This is a genomic window from Janthinobacterium sp. SUN206 (genome assembly GCF_030587305.1).
GTDB classification, from domain to species: domain Bacteria; phylum Pseudomonadota; class Gammaproteobacteria; order Burkholderiales; family Burkholderiaceae_D; genus Janthinobacterium; species Janthinobacterium kumbetense.
Map to the genome: position 1 here is coordinate 1 of NZ_JAPWIB010000001.1, position 21951 is coordinate 21951.

At 66.7% G+C, this 21951-nt stretch carries 13 protein-coding genes; 10 read left to right on the plus strand and 3 right to left on the minus strand.

All coding sequences use genetic code 11. From position 1 onward, the window contains the following. The 4 genes from mmsA to cobA all read left to right on the plus strand — a co-directional run. Positions 1-1084 (plus strand): CoA-acylating methylmalonate-semialdehyde dehydrogenase (gene mmsA / locus O3300_RS00005; RefSeq protein WP_305051601.1); only part of this gene is annotated, 1084 nt, incomplete at its 5' end. A 76-nt stretch (positions 1085-1160) separates the two neighbouring features. Continuing rightward, the gene (locus O3300_RS00010; RefSeq protein ID WP_099664422.1) at positions 1161-1799 is read left to right on the plus strand and encodes an ANTAR domain-containing response regulator; all 639 of its coding nucleotides are present in this window, start codon (positions 1161-1163) and stop codon (positions 1797-1799) included. Between the two features lie 157 nt (positions 1800-1956). Continuing rightward, entirely contained in the window at positions 1957-3135 is a 1179-nt protein-coding gene (locus O3300_RS00015; RefSeq protein ID WP_305051602.1) for a CmpA/NrtA family ABC transporter substrate-binding protein, read from the plus strand. Positions 3136-3149: 14 nt separating this feature from the next. Next, complete coding sequence (cobA, locus tag O3300_RS00020; protein WP_099664420.1) at positions 3150-3914, plus strand: uroporphyrinogen-III C-methyltransferase; 765 nt, start codon at positions 3150-3152, stop codon at positions 3912-3914. A gap of 1 nt (position 3915) precedes the next feature. On the opposite strand, the gene O3300_RS00025 is transcribed toward cobA, so the two are convergent. Continuing rightward, positions 3916-4908, minus strand: coding sequence for a cyclase family protein (locus tag O3300_RS00025; protein ID WP_251349193.1), 993 nt, complete (start codon positions 4906-4908; stop codon positions 3916-3918). A gap of 108 nt (positions 4909-5016) precedes the next feature. Between O3300_RS00025 and O3300_RS00030 the strand changes: the two genes are divergently transcribed. From O3300_RS00030 to recD, 5 genes are all read left to right on the plus strand, one after another. Next, positions 5017-5907 carry a LysR family transcriptional regulator gene (locus tag O3300_RS00030; protein ID WP_305051603.1) on the plus strand — a complete coding sequence of 297 codons (891 nt, stop codon included), beginning with the start codon at positions 5017-5019 and terminating at the stop codon, positions 5905-5907. Between the two features lie 143 nt (positions 5908-6050). Beyond that, positions 6051-9098 carry a CHASE domain-containing protein gene (locus O3300_RS00035; RefSeq protein ID WP_305051604.1) on the plus strand — a complete coding sequence of 1016 codons (3048 nt, stop codon included), beginning with the start codon at positions 6051-6053 and terminating at the stop codon, positions 9096-9098. A gap of 75 nt (positions 9099-9173) precedes the next feature. Continuing rightward, positions 9174-12593 (plus strand): exodeoxyribonuclease V subunit gamma, encoded by a 3420-nt coding sequence (recC, locus tag O3300_RS00040; RefSeq protein ID WP_305051605.1) that lies wholly within the window; start codon positions 9174-9176, stop codon positions 12591-12593. Beyond that, positions 12590-16261 (plus strand): exodeoxyribonuclease V subunit beta, encoded by a 3672-nt coding sequence (recB, locus tag O3300_RS00045; protein WP_305051606.1) that lies wholly within the window; start codon positions 12590-12592, stop codon positions 16259-16261. Before recC ends, recB begins: the two co-directional genes overlap by 4 nt. After that, positions 16251-18209: an exodeoxyribonuclease V subunit alpha gene (gene recD, locus O3300_RS00050; RefSeq protein ID WP_305051607.1), complete on the plus strand. Its 1959-nt coding sequence runs from the start codon at positions 16251-16253 to the stop codon at positions 18207-18209. The genes recB and recD overlap by 11 nt, the downstream gene beginning before the upstream one ends. A gap of 1 nt (position 18210) precedes the next feature. Here the strand turns inward: recD and O3300_RS00055 are convergent, their stop codons facing one another. After that, positions 18211-18873 carry a thiol:disulfide interchange protein DsbA/DsbL gene (locus tag O3300_RS00055; RefSeq protein ID WP_305051608.1) on the minus strand — a complete coding sequence of 221 codons (663 nt, stop codon included), beginning with the start codon at positions 18871-18873 and terminating at the stop codon, positions 18211-18213. A gap of 198 nt (positions 18874-19071) precedes the next feature. Here O3300_RS00055 and O3300_RS00060 point away from each other — a divergent pair, with 198 nt between their 5' ends. Continuing rightward, positions 19072-20994, plus strand: coding sequence for a methyl-accepting chemotaxis protein (locus tag O3300_RS00060; protein WP_099664412.1), 1923 nt, complete (start codon positions 19072-19074; stop codon positions 20992-20994). 7 nt (positions 20995-21001) lie between these two features. Here O3300_RS00060 and O3300_RS00065 read toward each other — a convergent pair whose 3' ends face one another. Then, positions 21002-21901 (minus strand): LysR family transcriptional regulator, encoded by a 900-nt coding sequence (locus O3300_RS00065; protein ID WP_305051609.1) that lies wholly within the window; start codon positions 21899-21901, stop codon positions 21002-21004. Between the last annotated feature and the right edge of the window lie 50 nt (positions 21902-21951).

Sequence of the window (21951 nt, forward strand, 5' to 3'; positions counted from 1 at the left end):
CCAGGCATTGGGCGTCTGCGTCGGCATCACGCCGTTCAATTTCCCCGTGATGGTGCCGATGTGGATGTTCCCGATGGCGATCGCCTGCGGCAATACCTTCGTCTTGAAACCGTCCGAGCGCGAGCCGTCGGCCAGCCTGCTGCTGGCGCAGTTGTTGACGGACGCCGGTTTGCCGGACGGCGTCTTCAACGTGGTGCAGGGAGACAAGGAAGCCGTGGATGGCTTGTTGCACCACCCGGACGTGCGCGCCGTCAGTTTCGTCGGTTCCACGCCGATCGCCGAATACATCTATGCCACCGGCTGCGCGCAGGGCAAGCGCGTGCAAGCGCTGGGTGGCGCGAAAAACCACATGGTCGTCATGCCGGACGCGGACATTCCGCAGACGGTCGACGCCCTGATGGGCGCCGCCTTCGGTTCGGCGGGCGAGCGCTGCATGGCCATTTCCGTCGTCGTGGCGGTGGGCAATGTGGCCGACCAACTGGTCGAGGCGCTGGTGCCGCGCATCGCGGCCCTGAAGATCACGCAAGGCATGGATTTAACAGCGGAAATGGGCCCCGTGGTGACGCAAGTGCACAAGGACAAAATTGCCGGCTACATCGCGAAGGGTGTCAAGGAAGGCGCCAAGCTGGTCAGCGATGGGCGCGGTTTCGTCTTGCCCGGCCACGAAAAGGGCTTTTTCCTAGGCGGCAGCCTGTTCGACCACGTCACGCCGGACATGACGATCTATAAAGAGGAAATCTTCGGCCCCGTCCTCTGCATCGTGCGCGTGCCCGATTTCGCCACGGCGCTGGACCTGGTCAACGCGCACGAGTACGGCAACGGCACGGCGATTTATACGCGCGACGGCAATACGGCACGTGAATACACGCACCGCGTGCAAGTCGGGATGGTGGGCGTCAACGTGCCGATCCCCGTGCCGATGGCCTTCCACAGCTTCGGCGGCTGGAAGCGCAGCCTGTTCGGCGACCACCATGCGCACGGCCCGGAATCGGTGCGTTTCTACACGAAACAGAAGGCCGTCACGCAGCGCTGGCCAGCCTCGACGGCGGCGGGGGCCGAGTTTGCCATGCCGACCTTGAAGTAAAATCCGCTGTAAAACCGGCTGGTTCGCTTCTTGCTTACTGCAATGGTTAATTGTTTAGCCATTGCAGATCGCTCCCATGACGTCCAGCCGTACCCAGCCTTTGCGCATCGTTGTCGTCAACACCATTGTCGAGCACGGCGTGCACGAGAATGCGGCCCTGGCTGCCCAGGTGCAGCGCGGCAATGCCCTGCGCATCGGCTTGCTGGAATCTGGCTTCGACATCGTCGCCTCCCTGCCAGCCGACCTTTACCTCCCCGAGCGCATCGCGCAACTGCAGCCTGACCTCATCATCATCGACGCCGAATCGGATGCGCGCGACGTGCTCGAGCACATCGTCATCGCCACGCGCGATGAGCGCCGCCCCATCGTGCTGTTTACGGAAGACGGCGCCACGGCCAGCATCGACGCGGCCATGGCGGCCGGCGTGTCCGCCTATATCGTGGCCGGCTTGCATGCCGAGCGCATCTTGCCCGTGCTGAACGTGGCGCTGGCGCGCTTTCGCCAGGAAGAAAAATTGCGCGCCGAATTGCTCGACACGCGGCACAAGTTGTTTGAGCGCAAGGTGATCGAACGGGCCAAGGGCCTGTTGATGACGCATCACGGCTTGACGGAAGACCAGGCTTACCAGCGCTTGCGCAGTATGGCCATGAACAAGAAACTCAAGCTGGCGGACATTGCCCAGCGCATCCTCGACGTGGAGGACTTGCTGGGATGAATCGTCCATTTCCTGACACATGCTGGTGCAGTGCACCATTCCGGTGCGCTGCCAGCTGCCTGGGACAGGGCATGCACAGGCACGGTCCTTGCTGCTGGATGGGCATGACCTTGCCCATGTCGGCACGGCAAAACAGTATTTATCAGCAAGGAATGGTATGACACAGCAAGCGGGCGCCCATGCCCACCCGACGCGCCCATTGCAGCCGGAAAAACAGACGATACGCATCGGCTACCTGCCGCTGACCGATTGCGCCTCGCTGGTGATGGCTTCAAAGCTGGGCCTGGATGAAAAATACGGCATCAAGATCGAACTGAGCCGGGAGATGTCGTGGGCCGGCGTGCGCGACAAATTGAATAGCGGCGAGCTCGACGCTGCCCACGTGTTGTACGGTCTCGTGTATGGCGTGCAGATGGGCATCGGCGGGCAGCGGCACGACATGGCTGTATTGATGAATCTCAATCACAGCGGCCAGGCCGTCACCCTGTCGGCGGCGCTGGCGCGCGAGGGCGCCCACGATGGCCCCACATTGGCGCGGCACATGCGCGCCGCGGCGCGGCCCTTTGCGTTTGCGCATACTTTCCCGACCGGCAACCACGCGATGCTGTTGCAATACTGGCTGGCCGCGCAGGGCATCGATCCGCTGCGCGACGCGCGCGTGATGACGGTGCCGCCGTCGCAGATGGTGGCCGCCTTGCGCGCGGGGCAGATGGATGGCTTTTGCGCGGGCGAACCATGGGGCTACAAGGCCATCGTCGATGGCGTGGGCGTGACGGCCACCACCAGCGGCGCCATCTGGCCCGACCATCCGGGCAAGGTGCTGGGCACCAGCGCCGCGTTTGCCCACCAGCATCCGAACAGCTGCCGCGCCCTGATCGCCGCCGTGCTCGAGGCGGGGCGCTGGATAGACGCCAGCGATGCCAACCGGCTGGCCATGGCGGCCACCCTGGCCGAGCCTGCTTATCTGAATACGCCGCAGGAAACGCTGGCGCCGCGCATCCTCGGCCATTATCAGGATGGCCTGGGCAAGACGTGGGATGAGGCGCACGGTTTGAAGTTTTATGGCGCCGGCGCCGTCAATTTCCCCTACCTGTCGGACGGCATGTGGTTCATGACCCAGCACCGGCGCTGGGGCTTGCTGCGCGACGAACCCGATTACCTGGCGGTGGCTAGGCAAGTCAACCGCATCGACCTGTACCGTCAGGCGGCGGAAATGACGGCCACGCCCTTGCCGGCATCACCGCTGCGCAGCTCGACCCTGTGCGACGGCGTCGTGTGGGACGGCAGCGCGCCGGAAGCGTACGCGGCATCGTTTGCCATCGGCCATTTTTTCTGATTGGAGAGTTCATCATGGCGCAACTTGGAAGCGTGACCCTGGTCGGCGCCGGTCCCGGCGATCCGGACCTGCTGACCATCAAGGCCGTGAAGGCCATCGCGCGGGCCGACGTGGTGCTGATCGACGATCTCGTCAATCCGGCCATCCTCGCGCATGCGGCGCCCGGCGTGCGCGTGGTCGAGGTGGGCAAGCGGGGCGGTTGTGCTTCCACGCCGCAAGCCTTCATCGAGCGCCTGATGCTGGCCGAAGCGCGCGCCGGCCTGCACGTGGTGCGCCTGAAAGGGGGCGACCCCTATCTGTTCGGGCGCGGCGGCGAAGAGCGCGCCTACCTGCGCAGCCACGGCGTGGCCGTCGAGGTGATCCCTGGCATCAGCAGCGGCCTGGCTGCACCGTCCAGCATCGGCGTGCCGCTGACGCACCGCGGCTGGAGCCAGGGCGCCATTTTCGTCACGGGTCACGGCAAGGATAGCGCGTCCGAACCGAACTGGCTTGCGCTGGCGCAAAGCGGCCTGACGCTTGTCATCTACATGGGCGTGGCCAGGGTGGCGGCCATCCAGGCCGGCTTGCTGGCTGGCGGCATGGCGCCCGGCACAGCCGTGGCCGTGGTGCAATCGGCCAGCTTGCCGGCGCAACGCCAGCTGCTGAGCACCTTGCAGCGCTTGCCGGACGATTTGCTGGCCAGCGGCTTGGGCAGCCCCAGCATCATCGTCGTGGGCGAGGTGGTGCGCTGCGCCGATGCCTGGGACGACCATGGCGCCTTGCTGGCCGCGGCCGTGTGATTTAGCGGATCGGCAGGGCCACGGGACGGATGGGCGCCGCGTCGCCGCCGCGGAATTTCAGGGAGGCGCCGATGAAGGCGAACTGGTAGACCTTGTCGCGCGACAAGCCTTCCAGGTCGACCAGTTCCAGGATGGGCGTGCCCTGCTGCGCCAGCAGATACGTGTGCACGGGCAGGTAATTGCCGGCCACTTCGGAGGGAAACGCCTCGAAACTGAGGTTGTCCGCGCCCACCACCATGGCGCCGCCATCTTCCACGAGGAATTTCGCCGCGTCCAGCGACAGGCCGGGCGGATTCGCCATGTAGGCTTGCGCCTGCTCATAGTGCTGCATGCGGCCCGTGCGTATCAGCACCACGTCGCCTTTTTCCAGCGTCACCTTCTGTTGCGCCAGCGCCGCGCGCAAATCCTGCCGCGTCACGCGGTAATTGTCGGGCAGCTGCTGTAATCCCTTGGCCACGGCCACGTCGATCAGCACGCCGCGCGCGACGATGGGCGGCAGTTTTTCCGCGCCCGTCACGGTCCAGCCCCGGTCTCCCAGGTATTGCTCTTCCGTAAAACCGTTCCAGATCTTGCCGTTCAAGCCGAAGTGGTTGAGCGCGTCGATATGCGTGCCCATGTGCGCATACATGGACACGGCCGAGCCCGTGTAACTGACGTGGCGGTTCATCTGTTCGCCCACGTTCATCGAGTCGGCCACCACGTTGCCCTTCGGCGTGTGCGTCATCCACATCTGGTAGGGCGGGTCGCCTGCCGCCTGCCAGCTGGGCATGCCGATGTAGAAATCGACGGCCAGGTCGTAGCTCTTGCCGCCGTCGATGCGGGCCAGGATGGCGGCGCGCGAGGCGGCCGTCATCAGGTTCAGGCGACCGATCTCGTCTTTCGGGCCCCAGGGGCTGATGCCCACTTCGGGCAGGGCGGTGGCCGGGGCGGCTTGTACTGCGCCGGCCAGCAGCGCCAGCAGCAGGGTGGCCAGGGTGGCGGATGGTTTGAACATGGGGTACTCCTTGCGTGACATGAATGAAGAAGCCGCCATCATATTATTTTCAATTCCAATGATAATCAGCGATAAAATAATAAGATATTCAACTGCAAGGAAAGAATCATGGATGTCCTGGCGCACATGCGCGTGTTTCGCAAGGTGGTCGAGCGCGACAGCTTCAGCAAGGCGGCGCTGGACCTGCACCAGTCGGCGGCGGCCATCAGCAAGCAGGTGCGCCAGCTGGAGGCACATCTGGGCACGGTGCTGCTGGTGCGTACGACGCGGCGCATGAGTTTGTCGGACGGCGGGCGCGCCTATTATCTGGAATGCTGCCGGCTGCTCGATGAAATCGACGCGCTGGAACTGGCCACGCGCTGCTGCACCGGCAAGGTGGCGGGACGCTTGCGCGTGAATGCGCCGCTGTCGTTTGGCCTGAAGGTGCTGTCGCCGCTGCTGCCGGTGTTCATGGCGCGCCATCCGGAAGTGAGAATCGAGATGACCCTGGACGACCGCCTGCGCGACGTGGTGGGCGAGGGCTATGACGTGTCGTTGCGCATCCGCGCCGCGCTGGCCGATTCGTCCCTGGTGGCGCGCCGCCTGGGCGACGTCGAGCAAATGATTTGCGCATCGCCCGCCTATCTGGCGCGGCGCGGCACGCCCCGGCTGGCGCAGGACTTGCACGGCCACGATTGCCTGGCTTACCGGCTGGCCGACAGCCCCGGCGTCTGGCAGCTGGACGGCCCGGAAGGGAACAGCAGCATCGTCCTGCCCGTGCGCTTTTCCGCCGACAGCAGCCTGCTGCTGGCCGACATGCTGGCGGCGGGCATCGGCGTGGGTGCGCTGCCGTCGTTCGTCGCCGCGCCGCTGCTGGCCAGCGGCGCCCTGGTGCGCGTGCTGCCGTCGCACGGCATGGCCAGGCGCGGCGTGTATGCCTTGACGCCCGACGGACGCCACGTGCAGGAAAAGGTGCGCGCCTTTTGCGACTTCCTGGCCGGGGCGCTGCGGGGTGCCTAGGCGCCAGGTGTTTTCCAGGGCAACCATCGAACGCGCTTTTTTTCATGTACAGGTGCGTCGCGCAGGGGCTTTGATAGTATCCTCGTACTTGCTGGGCGGCCGGGGCGCCGCACATTCAAGGAAACCGGAATAAGCGATCGACAATGCACACTTTGAGCAAGCGCGGGGCGGGATCAGGCATCAGGATATGGGCGGGGGGCTTGCTGCTGGCGTTGGCGGTGGGCGGCGCCCTGTATGCGGGCGCGGCGCGCACGGTCGATGACGATGCCGAACAGCGTTTCGACAACCTCACGCATGGCGCCCAGCATAGCCTGATCACGCGCGTAAAAAGCTATTCCGACCTGCTGCGCGGCCTCGAAGCCCTGTTCCGCACGAGCGAGCAGCTGACGCGCCGGCAGTTTCACGATTACGTGGCCGGCCTCGATATCGCGCGCCAGTTCCCGGCCATCGAATCGGTCAATTACGCGGTGGCCGTGCCGTCGGCGCAGCGCGCCGCCTTCATCGAGGCCGTGCGCCGCGACACCAGCCTGGCGCCGCGCGGCTATCCCGCTTTCACCATCCGTCCCGCGGGGGAGCGGCCGGAATACGCGGTGCTCACCTATCTGGAACCCGATTCGCTGCTGGCCGAACGCATGGGCGTCGATATCGGCGCCAACCCGCTGGTGGCGCAGTCCCTGGCGCAGGCGCGCGACAGCGGCGAAGTCAGCGCGTCTGGCCAGGTGATCATGATCAAGGGGCCGCCCGCGCACGTGGGCCTGGGCATGCGCCTGCCCGTGTACCGCAACGGCATGCCGCAAGGCAGCGTGGCCGAGCGCCGCGCCGCCTACCAGGGGTCCGTCGGCATCGGCTTTGGCGTGGCGCAGCTGGTGCACAGCGCGCTCGAACGCAGCGCCCTGGAGCCGCTGCACCTGACCCTGTACAGCGCTGCCGACGCGACGCCCGCCGATGGCGCCCTGCGCATCACGCCGCAGGACCGCCTGCTGTTCAACGATGACGGCGACCTGGCGGCGACGCCGCCGCAACCGGGCAGCGATGCCGACTATTTCGACCAGGTGCTGCCCGTGGCGTACCAGGGCGGCCTGTGGAAAGCCCATTTCCGCGTGCGCAAGGCGGAGCTGTACAGCCCCTTCGACCGCTATTTCCCGTGGCTGGCGCTGGCCGTCGGCGTGGCCGGCACCCTGCTCATTTATGGCTATATCTTTACCCTGTACCGTTCGCGCCGCAACGCGGTGGCGCAGCGCACCCTGCTCGATACGGTGCTCGACAGCGTCGACGCCTATGTCTACATGAAGGACGCCGACCTGCGCTACCGCTACGTGAATGCGCGCACGGCGAAGATACTGGGCCGTTCGGTGGAGCAGCTGATCGGCCGCCAGGATGGCGAATTGATGCTCGGCGATGCGGCCGCGTCCGTGCAGCGCACGGAGCGCCAGGTGTTCGACAGCGGCGCCAAGTTCGTCGGCGAGGAGCGCTTCGTCGATGCGCAGGGCCAGGTGCATCACCTGTGGAGCGTGAAGGTACCGCTGGGCTTGCCCGGCCCCGTCACGGGCCTGATCGGTCTGTCCACCGACGTGACGGAATTGCACCGGCTGAAGGAACAGGCCGACGCGGCCAGCCAGGCCAAGAGCGACTTCCTGTCGAACATGAGCCATGAAATCCGCACGCCGATGAACAGCATCATCGGCATGGCGCACCTGGCGCTGAAATCCGTGGCCGACGCGCGCCAGCGCGACTATCTGCAGAAGATCTTCCATTCGGGCCAGCACTTGTTGGGCCTGATCAACGATATCCTCGACTTTTCCAAGATCGAAGCGGGCAAGCTGGAACTGGAAGTGCTGGACTTCCGTCTCGATACCCTGCTGGCGAACATCGCCAGCCAGCTGGGCGACGCGGCCGCCGTCAAGGGCCTGGCGCTGCAGTTCGATATCGCCCCGGAGCTGCCGCAGCGCTGGCGCGGCGACCCGCTGCGCCTGGAGCAGGTTCTGCTGAACCTGACCAGCAACGCCATCAAGTTTTCCGACAATGGCAGCATCTTCGTGCGCGTGCGCCAGTCCGAGGAGCGGGGCAGCCACGGCATGCTGCGCTTCGAAGTGCAGGACCGCGGCATCGGCATGAATCAGGAAGAGGTGGCGCAGCTGTTCCGCTCCTTCCACCAGGCCGACCCGTCGACCACGCGCAAGTATGGCGGCAGCGGCCTGGGGCTGGTGATCAGCAAGCAGCTGGTGGAGCTCATGGGCGGCAAGGTGGGCGTGTACAGCCAGCCTGGCCTGGGCAGCACCTTCTGGTTCACGGCGCGCCTGGAGAAAAGTGCGCAGGCCAGCGACGAGCGCATCGCCGAAGTGGAACCGGAAGTGCTGGGCGTGATCCGCGGCGCATCTATCCTGCTGGTGGAAGATAACGTCTTCAGCCAGCAGGTGGGCTGCGAATTGCTGGAAGACGCAGGCGCCACCGTCTGCGTCGCTTGCAATGGCCGCGAAGCGCTGGAATTGCTGGCCCAGCGGCGCTACGACTGCGTGCTGATGGACGTGCAGATGCCGGAGATGGACGGCTTCGAGGCGACGCGCCGCATCCGCGCCGACCCGCAGCTTGCCGGCCTGCTGGTGATCGCCATGACGGCCAATGCGGGCAGCGAAGACCGCGCCCGCTGCCTGGCGGCCGGCATGGACGAATTTTTGACGAAGCCGATCGCCCCGAATCTGCTGTTCCACCTGCTGGCGAAATGGTTTCGCCTGCGTGGCGGGATTGGCGGCATCGGCGGCATCGGCCATGCGCGCGCGGGCGACAGGCTGGTGGCGGTGCCGAAAGCGCCGCCATCGGCCGCCTCGCCGGACTTGCGCGATACGGCCATCCTCGACCTGGCCACCCTGGCGCTCACGTTCAGCAATGACCCCGTGAAGATGCGCAAATACACCCAGCTGTTTCTCGACACGGCGCGCGACGGCATCGCCGAAATGGAGCAAGCCATGGCGCTGGAAGACCTGGGGCGCCTGGCCGACCTGGGACACCGCAGCAAATCGTCGGCGCTGGCCGTGGGCGCCCATGCCTTTGCCGGCCTGTGCGCGTCGATCGAAGGCTTGCGCCTTGGCGGCGACCTGCAGCAGGCGCGCGCCCTGCTGACGGCCCTGGGGCCGGCCCTGGCGCAGGTGGCGGAACAAATTTCCGTGGAATTTGCCGCCAGCGACGCCCCCTGACGCAGGCAGCGGCGATAATACGCGTTTGACGTCTCCGGCCACCCGGCCGGAGACGCGGCAACCCATCGGATCAGCATGCATACTCCCGTCACGCCCGGCCTCCTCATCCTGCATGGCAACCAGCTGGAACAGCTGCGCGCTGCCGTCTTCCAGTGGCTGCGCCAGCATCCGCTGGCGCCCCTGGAAACGGATATCTTCCTGGTGCAGTCGAACGGCGTGGCCGAATGGCTGAAGATCGCCCTGGCCGAGGAGATGGGGGTGTGCGCCGCCACGCGCATCGCGCTGCCGGCGCGCCTGCTGTGGGAAAGCTACCGGGGCATGCTGGGGCGCGAGCGCGTGCCGCGCGTGTCGCCGTTCGATAAATCCCCGCTGACCTGGCGTCTGATGCGCCTGTTGCCGTCCTTGCTGGCCGACCCGGTATTCGCGCCGCTGCGCTACTTCCTTGCCGATGGCGACAGCGAGCGCCGGTTGCAGCTGGCCGAGCGCCTGGCCGACTTGTTCGACCAGTATCAGGTCTACCGCGCCGACTGGCTGGCCGACTGGGCGGCGGGGCGCGACCAGCTGCGCACGGCCCGCAATGAAACCATCGCACTGAAGGACGACCAGCGCTGGCAGGCGCAGTTGTGGCGCGCCGTGGGTTGCGACGTCGAGGCTTTCGAGCGCGACACGGGCCGCGCCGACATCCACGACGCCTTCCTGGCGGCGATCGCCGCCGGCGATGCGCCTGCCGGCAAGCTGCCGCGCCGTGTCGTGCTGTTCGGCGTGTCGGCCTTGCCGTACCAGACTTTGCAGGCGCTGGCCGCGCTGGCGCGCCACACGCAGGTGGTGCTGGCCGTGCCCAATCCGTGCCAGTTCTACTGGGGCGACATCATCGACGGGCGCGACTTGCTGCGCGCGCAAAACAAGCGCCAGCGGCAGCGCAACGGCACCGACCTGGCGCAAATCCCGCTCGAAGCGCTGCATGCGCACAGCCATCCGCTGCTGGCCAGCTGGGGCAGGCAAGGGCGCGATTTCATCCGTATGCTCGACGAGTTCGACGAACACGCGCAAGCCGAGGGGCGCGACGACAGCCTGCGCATCGACCTGTTTGGCGAGGAAACGGGCGAGACCCTGCTGCAGCAGGTGCAGGTGGCCATCCGCGAACTGCGCCCGCTGGCCGAACACGAGCAAACGCCGCCCGGTGCGGCCGACCGTTCGATCGAATTTCACGTGGCGCACAGCGTGCAGCGCGAAGTGGAAGTGCTGCACGACCAGCTGCTGGCCATGTTCGCGCACAGCGTCGAAACGGGCCTGCGCCCGCGCGACGTGGTGGTGATGGTGCCCGACATCGACACCTTCACGGCCGCCATCCACGCCGTCTTCGGCCAGTACCGGCGCAATGACGAGCGTTTCATCCCGTTCGAGATCGGCGACGTGAAGGACCGCAGCGTCAACCCGCTGCTCGTCGCGCTCGAGTGGCTGCTGCAGCTGCCGCAGCAGCGCTGCCGCCAGAGCGAAGTGCGCGACTTGCTCGACGTGCCGGCGCTGGCGGCACGTTTCGGCCTGCAGCCGGACGACTTGGCCACCCTGGGCGCCTGGATCGAAGGGGCGGGCGTGCGCTGGGGCCTGGACCAGGCGCACCGCGCCGGCCTGGGCCTGGGCGCGGCCGGGGAACAGAATGCGTGGATCTTCGGCGTGCGGCGCATGCTGCTCGGCTATGCCAGCGGCAGTGGCGCCAGCTTTGGCGGCATCGAACCGTATGCGGAAGTGGGCGGCCTCGATGCGGCGCTGGCGGGCTCGCTGGCGCAACTGGTCGAGGCGCTGCTGCACTGGCGCACGGTGCTGGCCGGCGCGCGCACGCCAGCCGAATGGGGCGTGCAGGCGCGCGCGCTGCTGGACGCGTTTTTCGACGCCGACGACGAGGGCGACCGCTTGACCCTGGCGCAGCTCGAAGGCGCCTTGCAGGGCTGGCTGGAAACCTGCGAACACGCGGGCTTCGTCGAGCCGGTGCCGTTATCCGTGCTGCGCGTGGCGTGGCTGGGCGCGCTGGACGAGCCGACCTTGAACCATCAATTCGTCTCCGGCGGCGTGACTTTCTGCACCCTGATGCCGATGCGCGCCGTGCCGTTCCGCGTGGTGTGCCTGCTGGGCATGAACGATGGCGACTTCCCGCGCCGCGCGCAGAAGGCCGATTTCGACTTGCTGGCGCTGCCCGGCATGGCGCGCCCGGGCGACCGCTCGCGCCGCGACGACGACCGTTACCTGATGCTGGAAGCCTTGCTGGCCGCGCGCGACAAGCTGTACGTGAGCTGGGTGGGGCGCAATGTGCGCGACAATTCCGAGCAGCCGCCGTCCGTGCTGGTGTCGCAGCTGCGCGATTACCTGGCCGCCGGCTGGTCGCTGGACCGGCACCTTGTATCGCTGACCACCGAGCATGCGCTGCAGCCGTTCAGCCGCCGTTATTTCGAGGCCGATGGCTTGCTGAGCTATGCGCGCGAATGGCGCGTCGCGCATGCCGATGCGGATGCGCCAGCTGCCGTGCTGCCGCTGGGCCCTTACGAGCTCGATCCCGGCACCCGCCTGAAGCTGGGCGAGCTGGCCAGCTTTTTGCGCCAGCCCGTCAAGTACTTTTTCCGCCGCCGCTTGAGCGTGTATTTCGCCGACGCCGCCATGCTGGGCGAGGATGAAGAGCCGTTTGGCCTGAATGCGCTCGAGCGCTATCTGCTGGAAGACACCATGCTGGACGACGGCGGGGCCCTGGAAGCGGCGGATGACGTGCGCGCCAGCCTGGAAGCGCGCGCAGCGAAGCTGGCGCGCGAAGGCGTGCTGCCCATCGGCCTGATCGGCCAGCAAGTGCAGGCCCAATTGGTCGAGGCGCTGGTGCCCGTGCGCAGCGCGTGGCTGTCCTTGCGCGCCTCGTTCCCGTACGCGGCCGACAAGCGCGCCATCAACCTGCCGTTTGGCGAAGTGCAGATCGACGACTGGCTCGACAAATTGTGCAGCAACGGGCGGGACACGGCCTGGCTGATGCAGATTTCCTCGAAGGTGACGGACAAGGGCGGCCAGGCGCGCGGCGACAAGCTGATGCTGATGTGGCTGCGCCAGCTGGCCGCCGCCGCCCTCGGCTTTCCCGTCACCGGCTATCTGGTGGCGCGCGACGCCATCGTCAGCATGGCGCCGCTCGATCCGGCCGCTTCGCGCGCCGCGCTGGCCACTTTGCTGGCGCTGTGGCGCGAAGGCATGAACCATCCGCTGCCCACGGCGTGCAAGACGGGGCTGGCGCTGGTGCAGCAGGGCGATCCGCGCGCCGTCTACGATGGCGGCTTCGATATCTCGGGCGAGCGCGATGAACTGTGCCTGGCGCGCCTGTGGCCCGAGTTTTCCGCGCTGGCCGCCGAAGAAGCGTGGCAGGACTGCACGCGGGAGCTGTATGGCCCGCTGGCCGACTGGCTGCAAGAACACATCACCATCGACCCGATCAGCGCGCCCGATGACGGCGCGGGAGAAGAACAATGACGAGCCATCTGCTCAACCCCCTGGCGTTCCCCCTGCATGGCTCACGTCTGATCGAGGCCTCGGCCGGCACGGGCAAGACCTGGACCATCGCCGCGCTGTACGTGCGGCTCGTGCTGGGGCATGGCGACGACGACAGCCGTTTCACGCGTCCCCTGTTGCCGGCCGACATCCTCGTGATGACATTTACCCGCGCCGCCACGCGCGAATTGTCGAACCGCGTGCGCGAGCGCCTGATCGAGGCGGCTGCCTATTTTCGCCATGAATTCGGCATTGAATCCGGCGGCAGCGACCCGTTTCTCGACGCCTTGCTGGAGTCCTATCCGGACGAGAGCGAACGGCAAAAGGCCGCGCACCGGCTGATGCTGGCCGCCGAGACGATGGATGAAGCGGCCATTTTCACCATCGACGCCTGGTGTCAGCGCATGCTGCGCGAGCACGCGTTCGACAGCGGCAGCCTGTTCGACGAAGAGCTGGTCAGCGACGAGCAAGCGCTGTTCGAGGATGCGGCCCACGATTACTGGCGCCAGCAAGTCTATCCCTTGCCGCCGCAGGCACTCGACGTGCTGCTGGCCTGCTGGTCCGACGTGGGGGCGCTGAAGAAGGGCGCGCGCGAGCTGGCGCGCCGCGCGGATATCATGGGCATGGCCGACGAAGAACCGCTATCTGCCCTGATCGCGCGCGAACAGCGGGTACTGGCCGCGCAGCTGGCCAGCCTGAAGGCGGGCTGGGTCGAGCGAGTCGACCAGATGGCCGCCTGGATCAACGATCACCGCGCCGTCAATCCCAAGTGTTTTAACGGCGTCAAGATGAAGCCGGAGAACCTGGCGAAATGGTTCGGCGGCTTGCGCCGCTGGGCGCAAGACCCGCTGCTGCTGCAGCCGGCCATCACGGCCAAGGCGTGGGAACGCTTGACGCCGTTCGGCATCGAAGATGCGTTTGCCAAGAGTTTCACGGCGCAGGTGCCCGAGTGCTTCGCGCATACGGAGGCGTTGGGGATCGCCCTGGCCGCATTGACGCCGCTGGCGCACAAGCTGCACCTGCATGCGGCGGCGGCCATCGCGCGGCGCATGGATCAGTTGAAGCGCCAGTCGCGCCAGTTCGGCTTTGCCGACATGCTGCAGCGCCTGCACGACGCGCTGGCCGGCGAGAATGGCGCGGCACTGCGCCAGCGCATCATCGACCAGTATCCGCTGGCCATGGTCGATGAATTCCAGGATACGGCGCCGGCCCAGTACCAGATCTTCAACCTGCTGTACCGCATCGCCGACAATGACCCGGCCCTGGGCCTGTTTTTGATCGGCGACCCGAAACAGTCGATCTACGGCTTTCGCGGCGCCGACATCCAGAGCTACCTGGCGGCGCGCCGCGCGACGACGGGACGCCACTACCAGCTGGGCACCAACTACCGCTCGACGGCGCCGCTGGTGGCGGCCGTCAACCAGCTGTTCCTGCACGCCGAACGCGACGAAGTACCGCTTGGTGCCTTCCGCTACCGCAAAGGGGATGACAATCCGCTGCCGTTCGAAGCCGTCGATGCCAAGGGCCGCGCCGAGCACCTGGTGAACGCCGGCGGCCCGCTGCCGGCCCTGCTGGCCGCTTGCGCCAGCGATGAAGGGCTGCGCGGCGACAGCTACCGCGAGTATTTCGCGCAGCACTGCGCCGAGCACATCGTCGCCATGCTGGGCGATGCGCAAGCCGGTTTTACTGGCCCCGGCGGTTTTACGCGCCTGCAGCCGGCCGACGTCGCCATCCTCGTGCGCGACCGCAAGGAGGCGGCGGCCATCCGCCGCGCGCTGGCGCGCCGCCGGGTCGCCAGCGTCTACCTGTCCGACAAGGATTCCGTCGTCGACAGCGAGGAAGCGCAAGACGTGCTGCGCTGGCTGGCGGCGCTGGCCAATCCCCTCGACGGGGGACTGGCGCGCGCCGCGTTTGCCACGCGCACCATCGGCCTGTCGCTGGGCGAACTGGCGCGCCTGTCCAGCGACGAACTGGAATGGGAACGCCGGGTCGAGCAGTTGAAGGCCTTGCACCTGATCTGGCAGCGCCAGGGCGTGCTGGCCATGCTGCGCCGCTTCATCCACGAGCTGCAATTGCCCGCCATGCTGCTGCAGCAGACGGGCGGCGAGCGGCGTTTGACGAATCTGCTGCACCTGGCCGAACTGCTGCAATCGGCCAGCCGCCAGCTCGATGGCGAACAGGCGCTGATACGCTGGCTGGCCGAGCAGATCGCCGGCGAAGGCGAGGGCGGCGACGAGCGCGTGCTGCGCCTGGAAAGCGATGCGGAGCTGGTGAAAGTCATCACCGTGCACAAATCCAAGGGCCTCGAATACCCGCTCGTGTATCTGCCGTTTGCCGTCACGGCGCGCAAGGTGGATAAGCGCAACCGCAGTTTCTTCGACTATGCGGATGACAAAGGCGAACGCCGCCTCGACTTGTCGCTGTCCGACGAAGCCATGGCGGCGGTCGAGGAAGCGCGCATCGAGGAGGATTTGCGCCTGCTGTACGTGGCCCTGACGCGCGCGCGCCACTTCCTGTGGCTGGGCGTGGCCGCCCAGGCGGCGCGCAAGGCGGGCGAGAACACCTTGCACGAATCGGCGCTTGGCTACCTGCTGACGGGCGGCGACAAGCTGCCGGCGGAGCAATTGCTGTTGCGCTGGCAGCAGGTGGCGGGCGACTGCGACGCCATCTACGTGACTTCCCTGGCGCAGCCCGACGCCTGCACGGTGCTGGACCGGGTCGAGCGGCGTCCTGACTTGCGTCCCGCCCCCGTGTTCGCGGGCGAATTCGAGCGCGACTGGTCGGTGGGCAGCTTCACGTCGCTGACGCGCCAGATCGGCGCCGTGGCGGCCCCGTACGTGCCGCAGCGGGCGCTGGAAGAGACCCTGCTGGAAGATGGCACGGGCGTGCCAGCGGCCTCACCGCTGCAGACGGGCGACGCGCCATGGCACCGCTTCCCGCGCGGCTCCGTGCCCGGCAATTTCCTGCACGAGCAGCTCGAATGGATGGGCAGCGAAGGTTTTGACAGCGTCCACGAGGCGCACTTCGACACGCGCCTGGCCGCGCGCTGCGAGCGGGCGGGCTGGGGGCACCGCCAGGAAGACGCCATCGCCTGGCTCAGGGAAATCGCCCTCACGCCGCTGCCGCTGCTCGATGCGTCGCTGTCGCAGCTCGATAGCACCCTGTCCGAGATGGAGTTCTGGTTCCCCAGCGAGCATCTGTCCACGGGGGCGCTCGACCAGCTGTGCACGCGCCTGCTGCTCGAGGGCGCGCCGCGTCCCGTGCTGCCGCGGCGCCAGCTGCACGGCATGCTGAAAGGCTTTGCCGACCTGGTCATCGAACAGGATGGCCGTTACTGGGTGCTCGACTACAAGTCGAATGCGCTGGGCGCCAACGACGCGGCCTACCACACGGCCGCGCTGGCGGCCGGCATGGCGCAGCACCGCTACGATATCCAGGGCGCCATCTACATGCTGGCCCTGCACCGGCTGCTGAAAAGCCGCCTCGGTGACGCCTACGACCCGGCCGAACACCTGGGCGGCGCCATTTTCCTGTTCCTGCGCGGTATCGCGAATGCGGACACGCATGGCTGCTACTGGCTGGCGCCGCAGCTGGAACTGCTGGACGGCCTCGATCAACTGTTAGAAGAAACGGAACACCATGCAGCATGATGCACAGATGAACGCCTTGTTTACCCATGTCGACGGCGTCGCCGAGGATGGCCATCTGCGCCGCCTGAGCGCCGCCTTTGCCCGCTTCATCGCCAGCCTGGGCGAGCAGGCGCCGGATGCGCCCGCCGTGGCCGTGGCGTGCGTGGTGCTGTCCGAGCTGGAAGGGCGGGGCCACAGCTGTTTGATGCTGGCTGACCTGGCTGGCGAACCGTCGCAGCTGCTGGGCTGGAGCGAGGAGCTGTGGCATGGCGTGCTGGCCGTTTCCGGCCCGCTGCCCGACAGCGCCGCAGGCTGGCGCGCGTTGCTGGCCCGCGCGCCGCAGGTGTGGCAGGTGGATGCGCCGGACGTGCGCCAGCCGCTGGTGCTCGATGGCGACCGCCTGTACCTGCGCCGCTACTGGCGCGACGAAACCCTGGTGGGCGGGAAAATCGCCTTGCGCGCGCAGGATTTGAGCACGCCGCCGCTGGCGCAGGTGCGGCAATGGCTCGACATCCTGTTCGATCAGCCGACCCGGGACGGTGGCCCGGACTGGCAAAAGGTGGCGTGCGCCGTCGCTCTGCGCGGCAAGGTGGCCATCATCACGGGCGGTCCCGGCACGGGCAAGACGTACACGGTAGCCAGCCTTTTGACCCTGCTGTTTGCCGTCTCGCCGCAGCCGGAGCAGCTGCGCATCGCGCTGGCCGCGCCCACGGGCAAGGCGGCCGCGCGGCTGAAGCAGTCGATCGACAAGGCGCTGGAAGGCTTGGCGGCGAAGGCGGGCGATGCCTTGCCCTTGCTGGAACTGGCGCGGCGCATGGGCGCGGCCCGCACCCTGCATAGCTTGCTGGGCGCGCGGCCCGATACGCGCGCCTTTGCCCACCACGCGGGCAATCCGCTCGAGGTCGACGTGCTGATCGTCGATGAAGCGTCGATGGTGCACCTGGAAATGATGGCGTCCGTGCTCGACGCCTTGCCACCCACGGCGATCCTGATCCTGCTGGGCGACAAGGATCAACTGGCGTCCGTGGAAGCGGGCGCCGTGCTGGGCGACTTGTGCCACGACGCGCAGGCGGGCGGCTATACGGCCGACACCATCGCGTATGCGCAGGCGGCCAGCGGCGTGGCCATTCCACCTGCCTTTGCGGGAGCGGCGGGCGCGCTGGCGCAGCAAACGGTGATGCTGCGTCACAGCCACCGTTTCAGCGGTCCGATTGGCGAACTGGCGCTGGCCGTGAATGGCGGCAGGCCGGACCTGGCGAAGGCCTGCTTCGCCGGCGACAGCGGCGGCCAGCTGGCGTGGAGCGTGACCGCGCAGCCGGACGAGGTGCTGCGCCTGGCCCTGCGCGGCAGGAGCGACGCGCCGGGCGGCTACCAGCCCTACCTGGAACTGGTGAATGCGGGCGAGGAGGGCTATGCGCAGCACGACGACTGGGTGCGCGCCGTGTTGCACGCTTTTGAAGCGTTCCGCATCCTGTGCGCCGTGCGCGAGGGCGAATGGGGCGTGGCGGGCCTGAATACGGCCATCGAGCTGCGGCTGGAAAAGGAAGGGCTGATACGCCGCAGCGAGTGGTATGTGGGCCGTCCCGTGATGGTCACGCGCAACGATTACGGCACGGGCGTGTTCAATGGCGACATCGGGCTGACCTTGCGCGACCCTGCGCGGCCCGGCTCCCTGCGCGTGTATTTCCTGGAAGGCGAGAACGTGCGCAGCGTGCTGGCCACGCGCTTGCGCCACGTGGAGACGGCGTTCGCCATGACGGTGCACAAGTCGCAAGGCTCGGAATTCCGCCACACGGTGCTGGTGCTGCCGCAGGAAGGCGGCGCCATGCTGGCGCGCGAACTGGTCTACACGGGCATCACGCGCGCGCGCGACTTTTTCACGCTGGTGTCGCCCACGCAGGCCGTGCTGTTCGACGCGATCTTGCGCCGCACGCAGCGGGCCAGCGGGCTGCGGGGCTTGATCGGCTGATTTACTTCGCCAGCTTCGCCTTCGCCACCAGCGCCTGCACCACTTGCAGGGTCGCCTGCTCCACGCCCTGGCGCGGCAAGCCCGGGTTGGCGCCGGCGACCATCGATGGATTGGTCAGGTAGCGTCCGCCCACGATCAGGGTGGGCGTGCTGTCGACCTGGTAGCTGGCGGCCAGGCGGGGCAGGTTTTTCAGCTTGGTCTGCACGCCAAACGACTGGTAGGCGCCTTCGAAGGCGGCCTTGTCCAGGCCATTTTTCAGCGCCCAATCGAGGTTGTCGCTGTCGCTGGCCAGGCGCTTGCGTTCCACGTGCCAGGTGTGCATGACTTGCGCGTGCAGCGCCTCTTCCTTCTTCAGCGCTTCCAGTGTCAGGAACAAATGCGCTTCCGGATCATTTGCCGGCGTGTGCGGCAAATGGATGCGGCGGAAAGACACGCTGCCGGCATTCTCCTTGACCCAGCGGGCCAGGCTAGGCTCCAGCGCGTTGCAGGCGGGGCAGTGGTACATGAAAAATTCGATCACTTCCACCTTGCCAGGCGCCGCCTGTACCGGTTGCGGCGTGGCCAGCACCAGATAATCGGCGCCCGGCACGGGCGCTTGCGGCGAGGCGAAGGCGCCGGCGGCGGCGAAGCTGGCGCAGGCCAGGATGACTTGGTGCAAACGCATGGACGCTCCCTTGAAAAATTAACTATAAGGCAATCATAATAGGACGTCAATGTTGGATGGTGTTGCTTTGATGTAATAAATGTTTATTATTCCGAATATTGGATAATATCGTTCCAATTTTTGTGTGAAAATGCAAAGGCAGGGTGGCAGGGTGAAAACGCTGTGTCATTCCATTAACATCAAAACCAGGAGTCCATCATGTTGTCTTCCCTTCGCACGCGGCTGGTACTCATTTGCGTGGCCATCGTCGTGCTGTCCATGCTGGCCTTGTCGGTCGCCAATTACGTCACCACGCGCAGCAGCATGCTGGCGTCGTCGGACCAGCAGATGCAGCAACTGCTGCAAAGCCAGTCGGCCGTGCTGGCGCAATGGGTCGATGGCAAGAAAAAGGTCATGGCATCCATCGTCATGTCCGCCGAGACGCCCGATCCGCTGCGCGCCTTCCAGATCGCGGAAAAGGCCGGCGATTTTGCGGAAGTGTTCATCGGCTACGCGGACAAGCGCTCCGTGTTTACCCATCCGGGCCGCCCGGCCGATTTCGATCCCACCGCGCGCGCCTGGTACACGGACACCGTCAAGGCGGGCGTGCCGATGCTCACGCCGCCGTATGTGGACGCGGCCAGCCACAAGCTGGTGGTGTCGTTCACGGCGCCCGTCGGGCCGAAAGAGGCGCTGAGCGGGGTGGCCGGCGCGGACGTGCTGCTCGATACGGTGATCGCCAACGTGGTGGCGATCAAGCCGACGCCGCACAGCTTTGCCTTCCTCGTCGACCAGAGCGGCACCATCATCGCGCATGCGAACAAGGACTTGAGCCTGCAGCCGGTGGCGAAACTCGATGCGGCGCTGTCGGCCGCGCAGGTCAACCGCCTGGAAAGCACGCGCACGAGCGATGCCGTGCGCCTCGATGAGCGTGACGGCAAGCTGTATGTCACGCGCGTGGCCGGCACCGACTGGCTGCTGGCCGTGGTGCTGGACCAGCAGGAAGCCATGCAAGCGTTGCAGACGATGCTGACGACGGCCACCGTCACGGCCGCGCTGCTGACGGGGCTGGCGGCGCTGCTGCTGTCGCTGCTGGTGTTCAAAATGCTCAAACGCCTGGAACTGGTGCGCGATGCGCTCGACGATATCGCCTCGGGCGAAGGCGACCTGACGCGCCGCCTCGACGCTTCCGGCGTGGATGAACTGGCGCAGATCGCCGGCGCCTTCAACCGCTTCATCGACAAGATCGCCGCCGTTCTCGTGAAAATCCGCACGGCCAGCGAATCGGTGAAGGTGTCGTCCTCGGAAATCGCCGCCGGCAACCAGGACCTGTCGTCGCGCACGGAACAGCAAGCGAGCTCGCTGGAAGAGACGGCCGCCTCGATGGAAGAGCTGACCAGCACCGTGAAGCAGAATGCGGACAATGCGCGCCAGGCCAACCAGATGGCGCAATCGGCGTCCGGCGTGGCCAGCAAGGGCGGGCAAGTGGTGGCGCAGGTGGTCGATACCATGGCCTCGATCAACGATTCGTCGAAGAAGATCGTCGACATCATCAGCGTCATCGACGGCATCGCCTTCCAGACGAATATCCTGGCCTTGAATGCGGCCGTGGAAGCGGCGCGCGCGGGCGAGCAGGGACGGGGCTTTGCCGTGGTGGCGACGGAAGTGCGCAGCCTGGCGCAACGCTCCGCCGGCGCGGCCAAGGAAATCAAGCTGCTGATCGACGATTCGGTGGGCAAGGTCGATTCGGGCGCGCGCCTGGTCGACGAGGCTGGTGCGACGATGCAGGAAATCGTCGACAGCGTGCGCCGCGTCACCGACATCATGGGCGAGATCACGGCCGCCAGCGCCGAGCAGAGTTCGGGCATCGAGCAGGTGAACCAGGCGATTGCGCAAATGGACCAGGTGACGCAGCAGAATGCGGCCCTGGTGGAAGAGGCGGCCGCTGCGGCGGAAAGCCTGCAAGACCAGGCCAGCACGCTGGCGCAGGTGGTCGGCGTGTTCAAGCTCGATGAGGGGCAGGCGCCGGCGCCTGTCAAACCGGTGGCGCGCCCACCCGTCGTGCAGCGCATCGCCAGCCGTCCTGCCGCCAATGCGGCTGCCCGCAAGACGGAACAGTCCGAGGAGTGGGAGACTTTTTAAGTCGTGTTCAGACCCGCCGGGGCGCCAGGGTCGGCGCCATCTGCTTCGCCACCTCGAAAAAGGCGTTGGTGGCCGGCGTGTTCTGGCGCCGGTCGCGCACGGCCAGGCCCACCTTGCGGCTGACGGGCGGATTGAGCGGCAGGGCGGCCAGTTCCGGATATTGTTCCCGCAGGCGCTGCGGGAGGGCCAGTTCCGCGACGATGGACAGGCCGTCGCCGCGGCTGACCATGTCGAGGATGGTGATCACCTGGCTGATGCGGTAGGGCACGTGCGGCTGCAAGCCAGCGTTGGCGAACAGCGGCTCGATCAGGCAGGCGCAGCCCGCCTCGGACATGATGAACGGCCCTTCGCACAGCTGCGCCAGGGTGATGGCGGTTTCGCTGGCCAGCGCATGGCTGCGCGGCACCAGCGCCATCATCTGGTCTTCCACCAGCGGCGCCGTGTCGAAACGCTCGTCGGGCAGCACGACGAAGCCGACATCGACCCGGCGTTCGCGTATCCACTGCACCACCTCATGGTCTGCTCCCTCGTCGATGCGCAGGTCGATGCCCGGATAGCGCAGGCGAAATTGCGCCGTGATGGCCGGCAGCAGATTCAAGGAAGACGTCGGGCCGAAGGAGCCGATGCGCAGGCTGCCCTGGCGCTGACCCAGCACGTCGGCCGCTTCCTGGCGCATGGCTTCCGACAGGCCGAGGATTTCGCGCGCGCGCACGAGCAGCTGGCGGCCCACGTCCGTCAGCTCGGCCGAGGCCTGGTGGCGCACGATCAGGTCCACGCCCATCTCCTTTTCCAGCGCCTTCAATGCATGCGAGACGGCCGACTGGCTGATGCCCAGCTGCGCGGCGGCGGCGGAAAAGCCGTGCAGTTCGGCCACCAGGGTAAAAATTTCCAGTTGCGTGAAGGTCATGGTGTGGTTTTGTTGGGTTATGAGTATTTACTCATTATTTCATGAGTTGA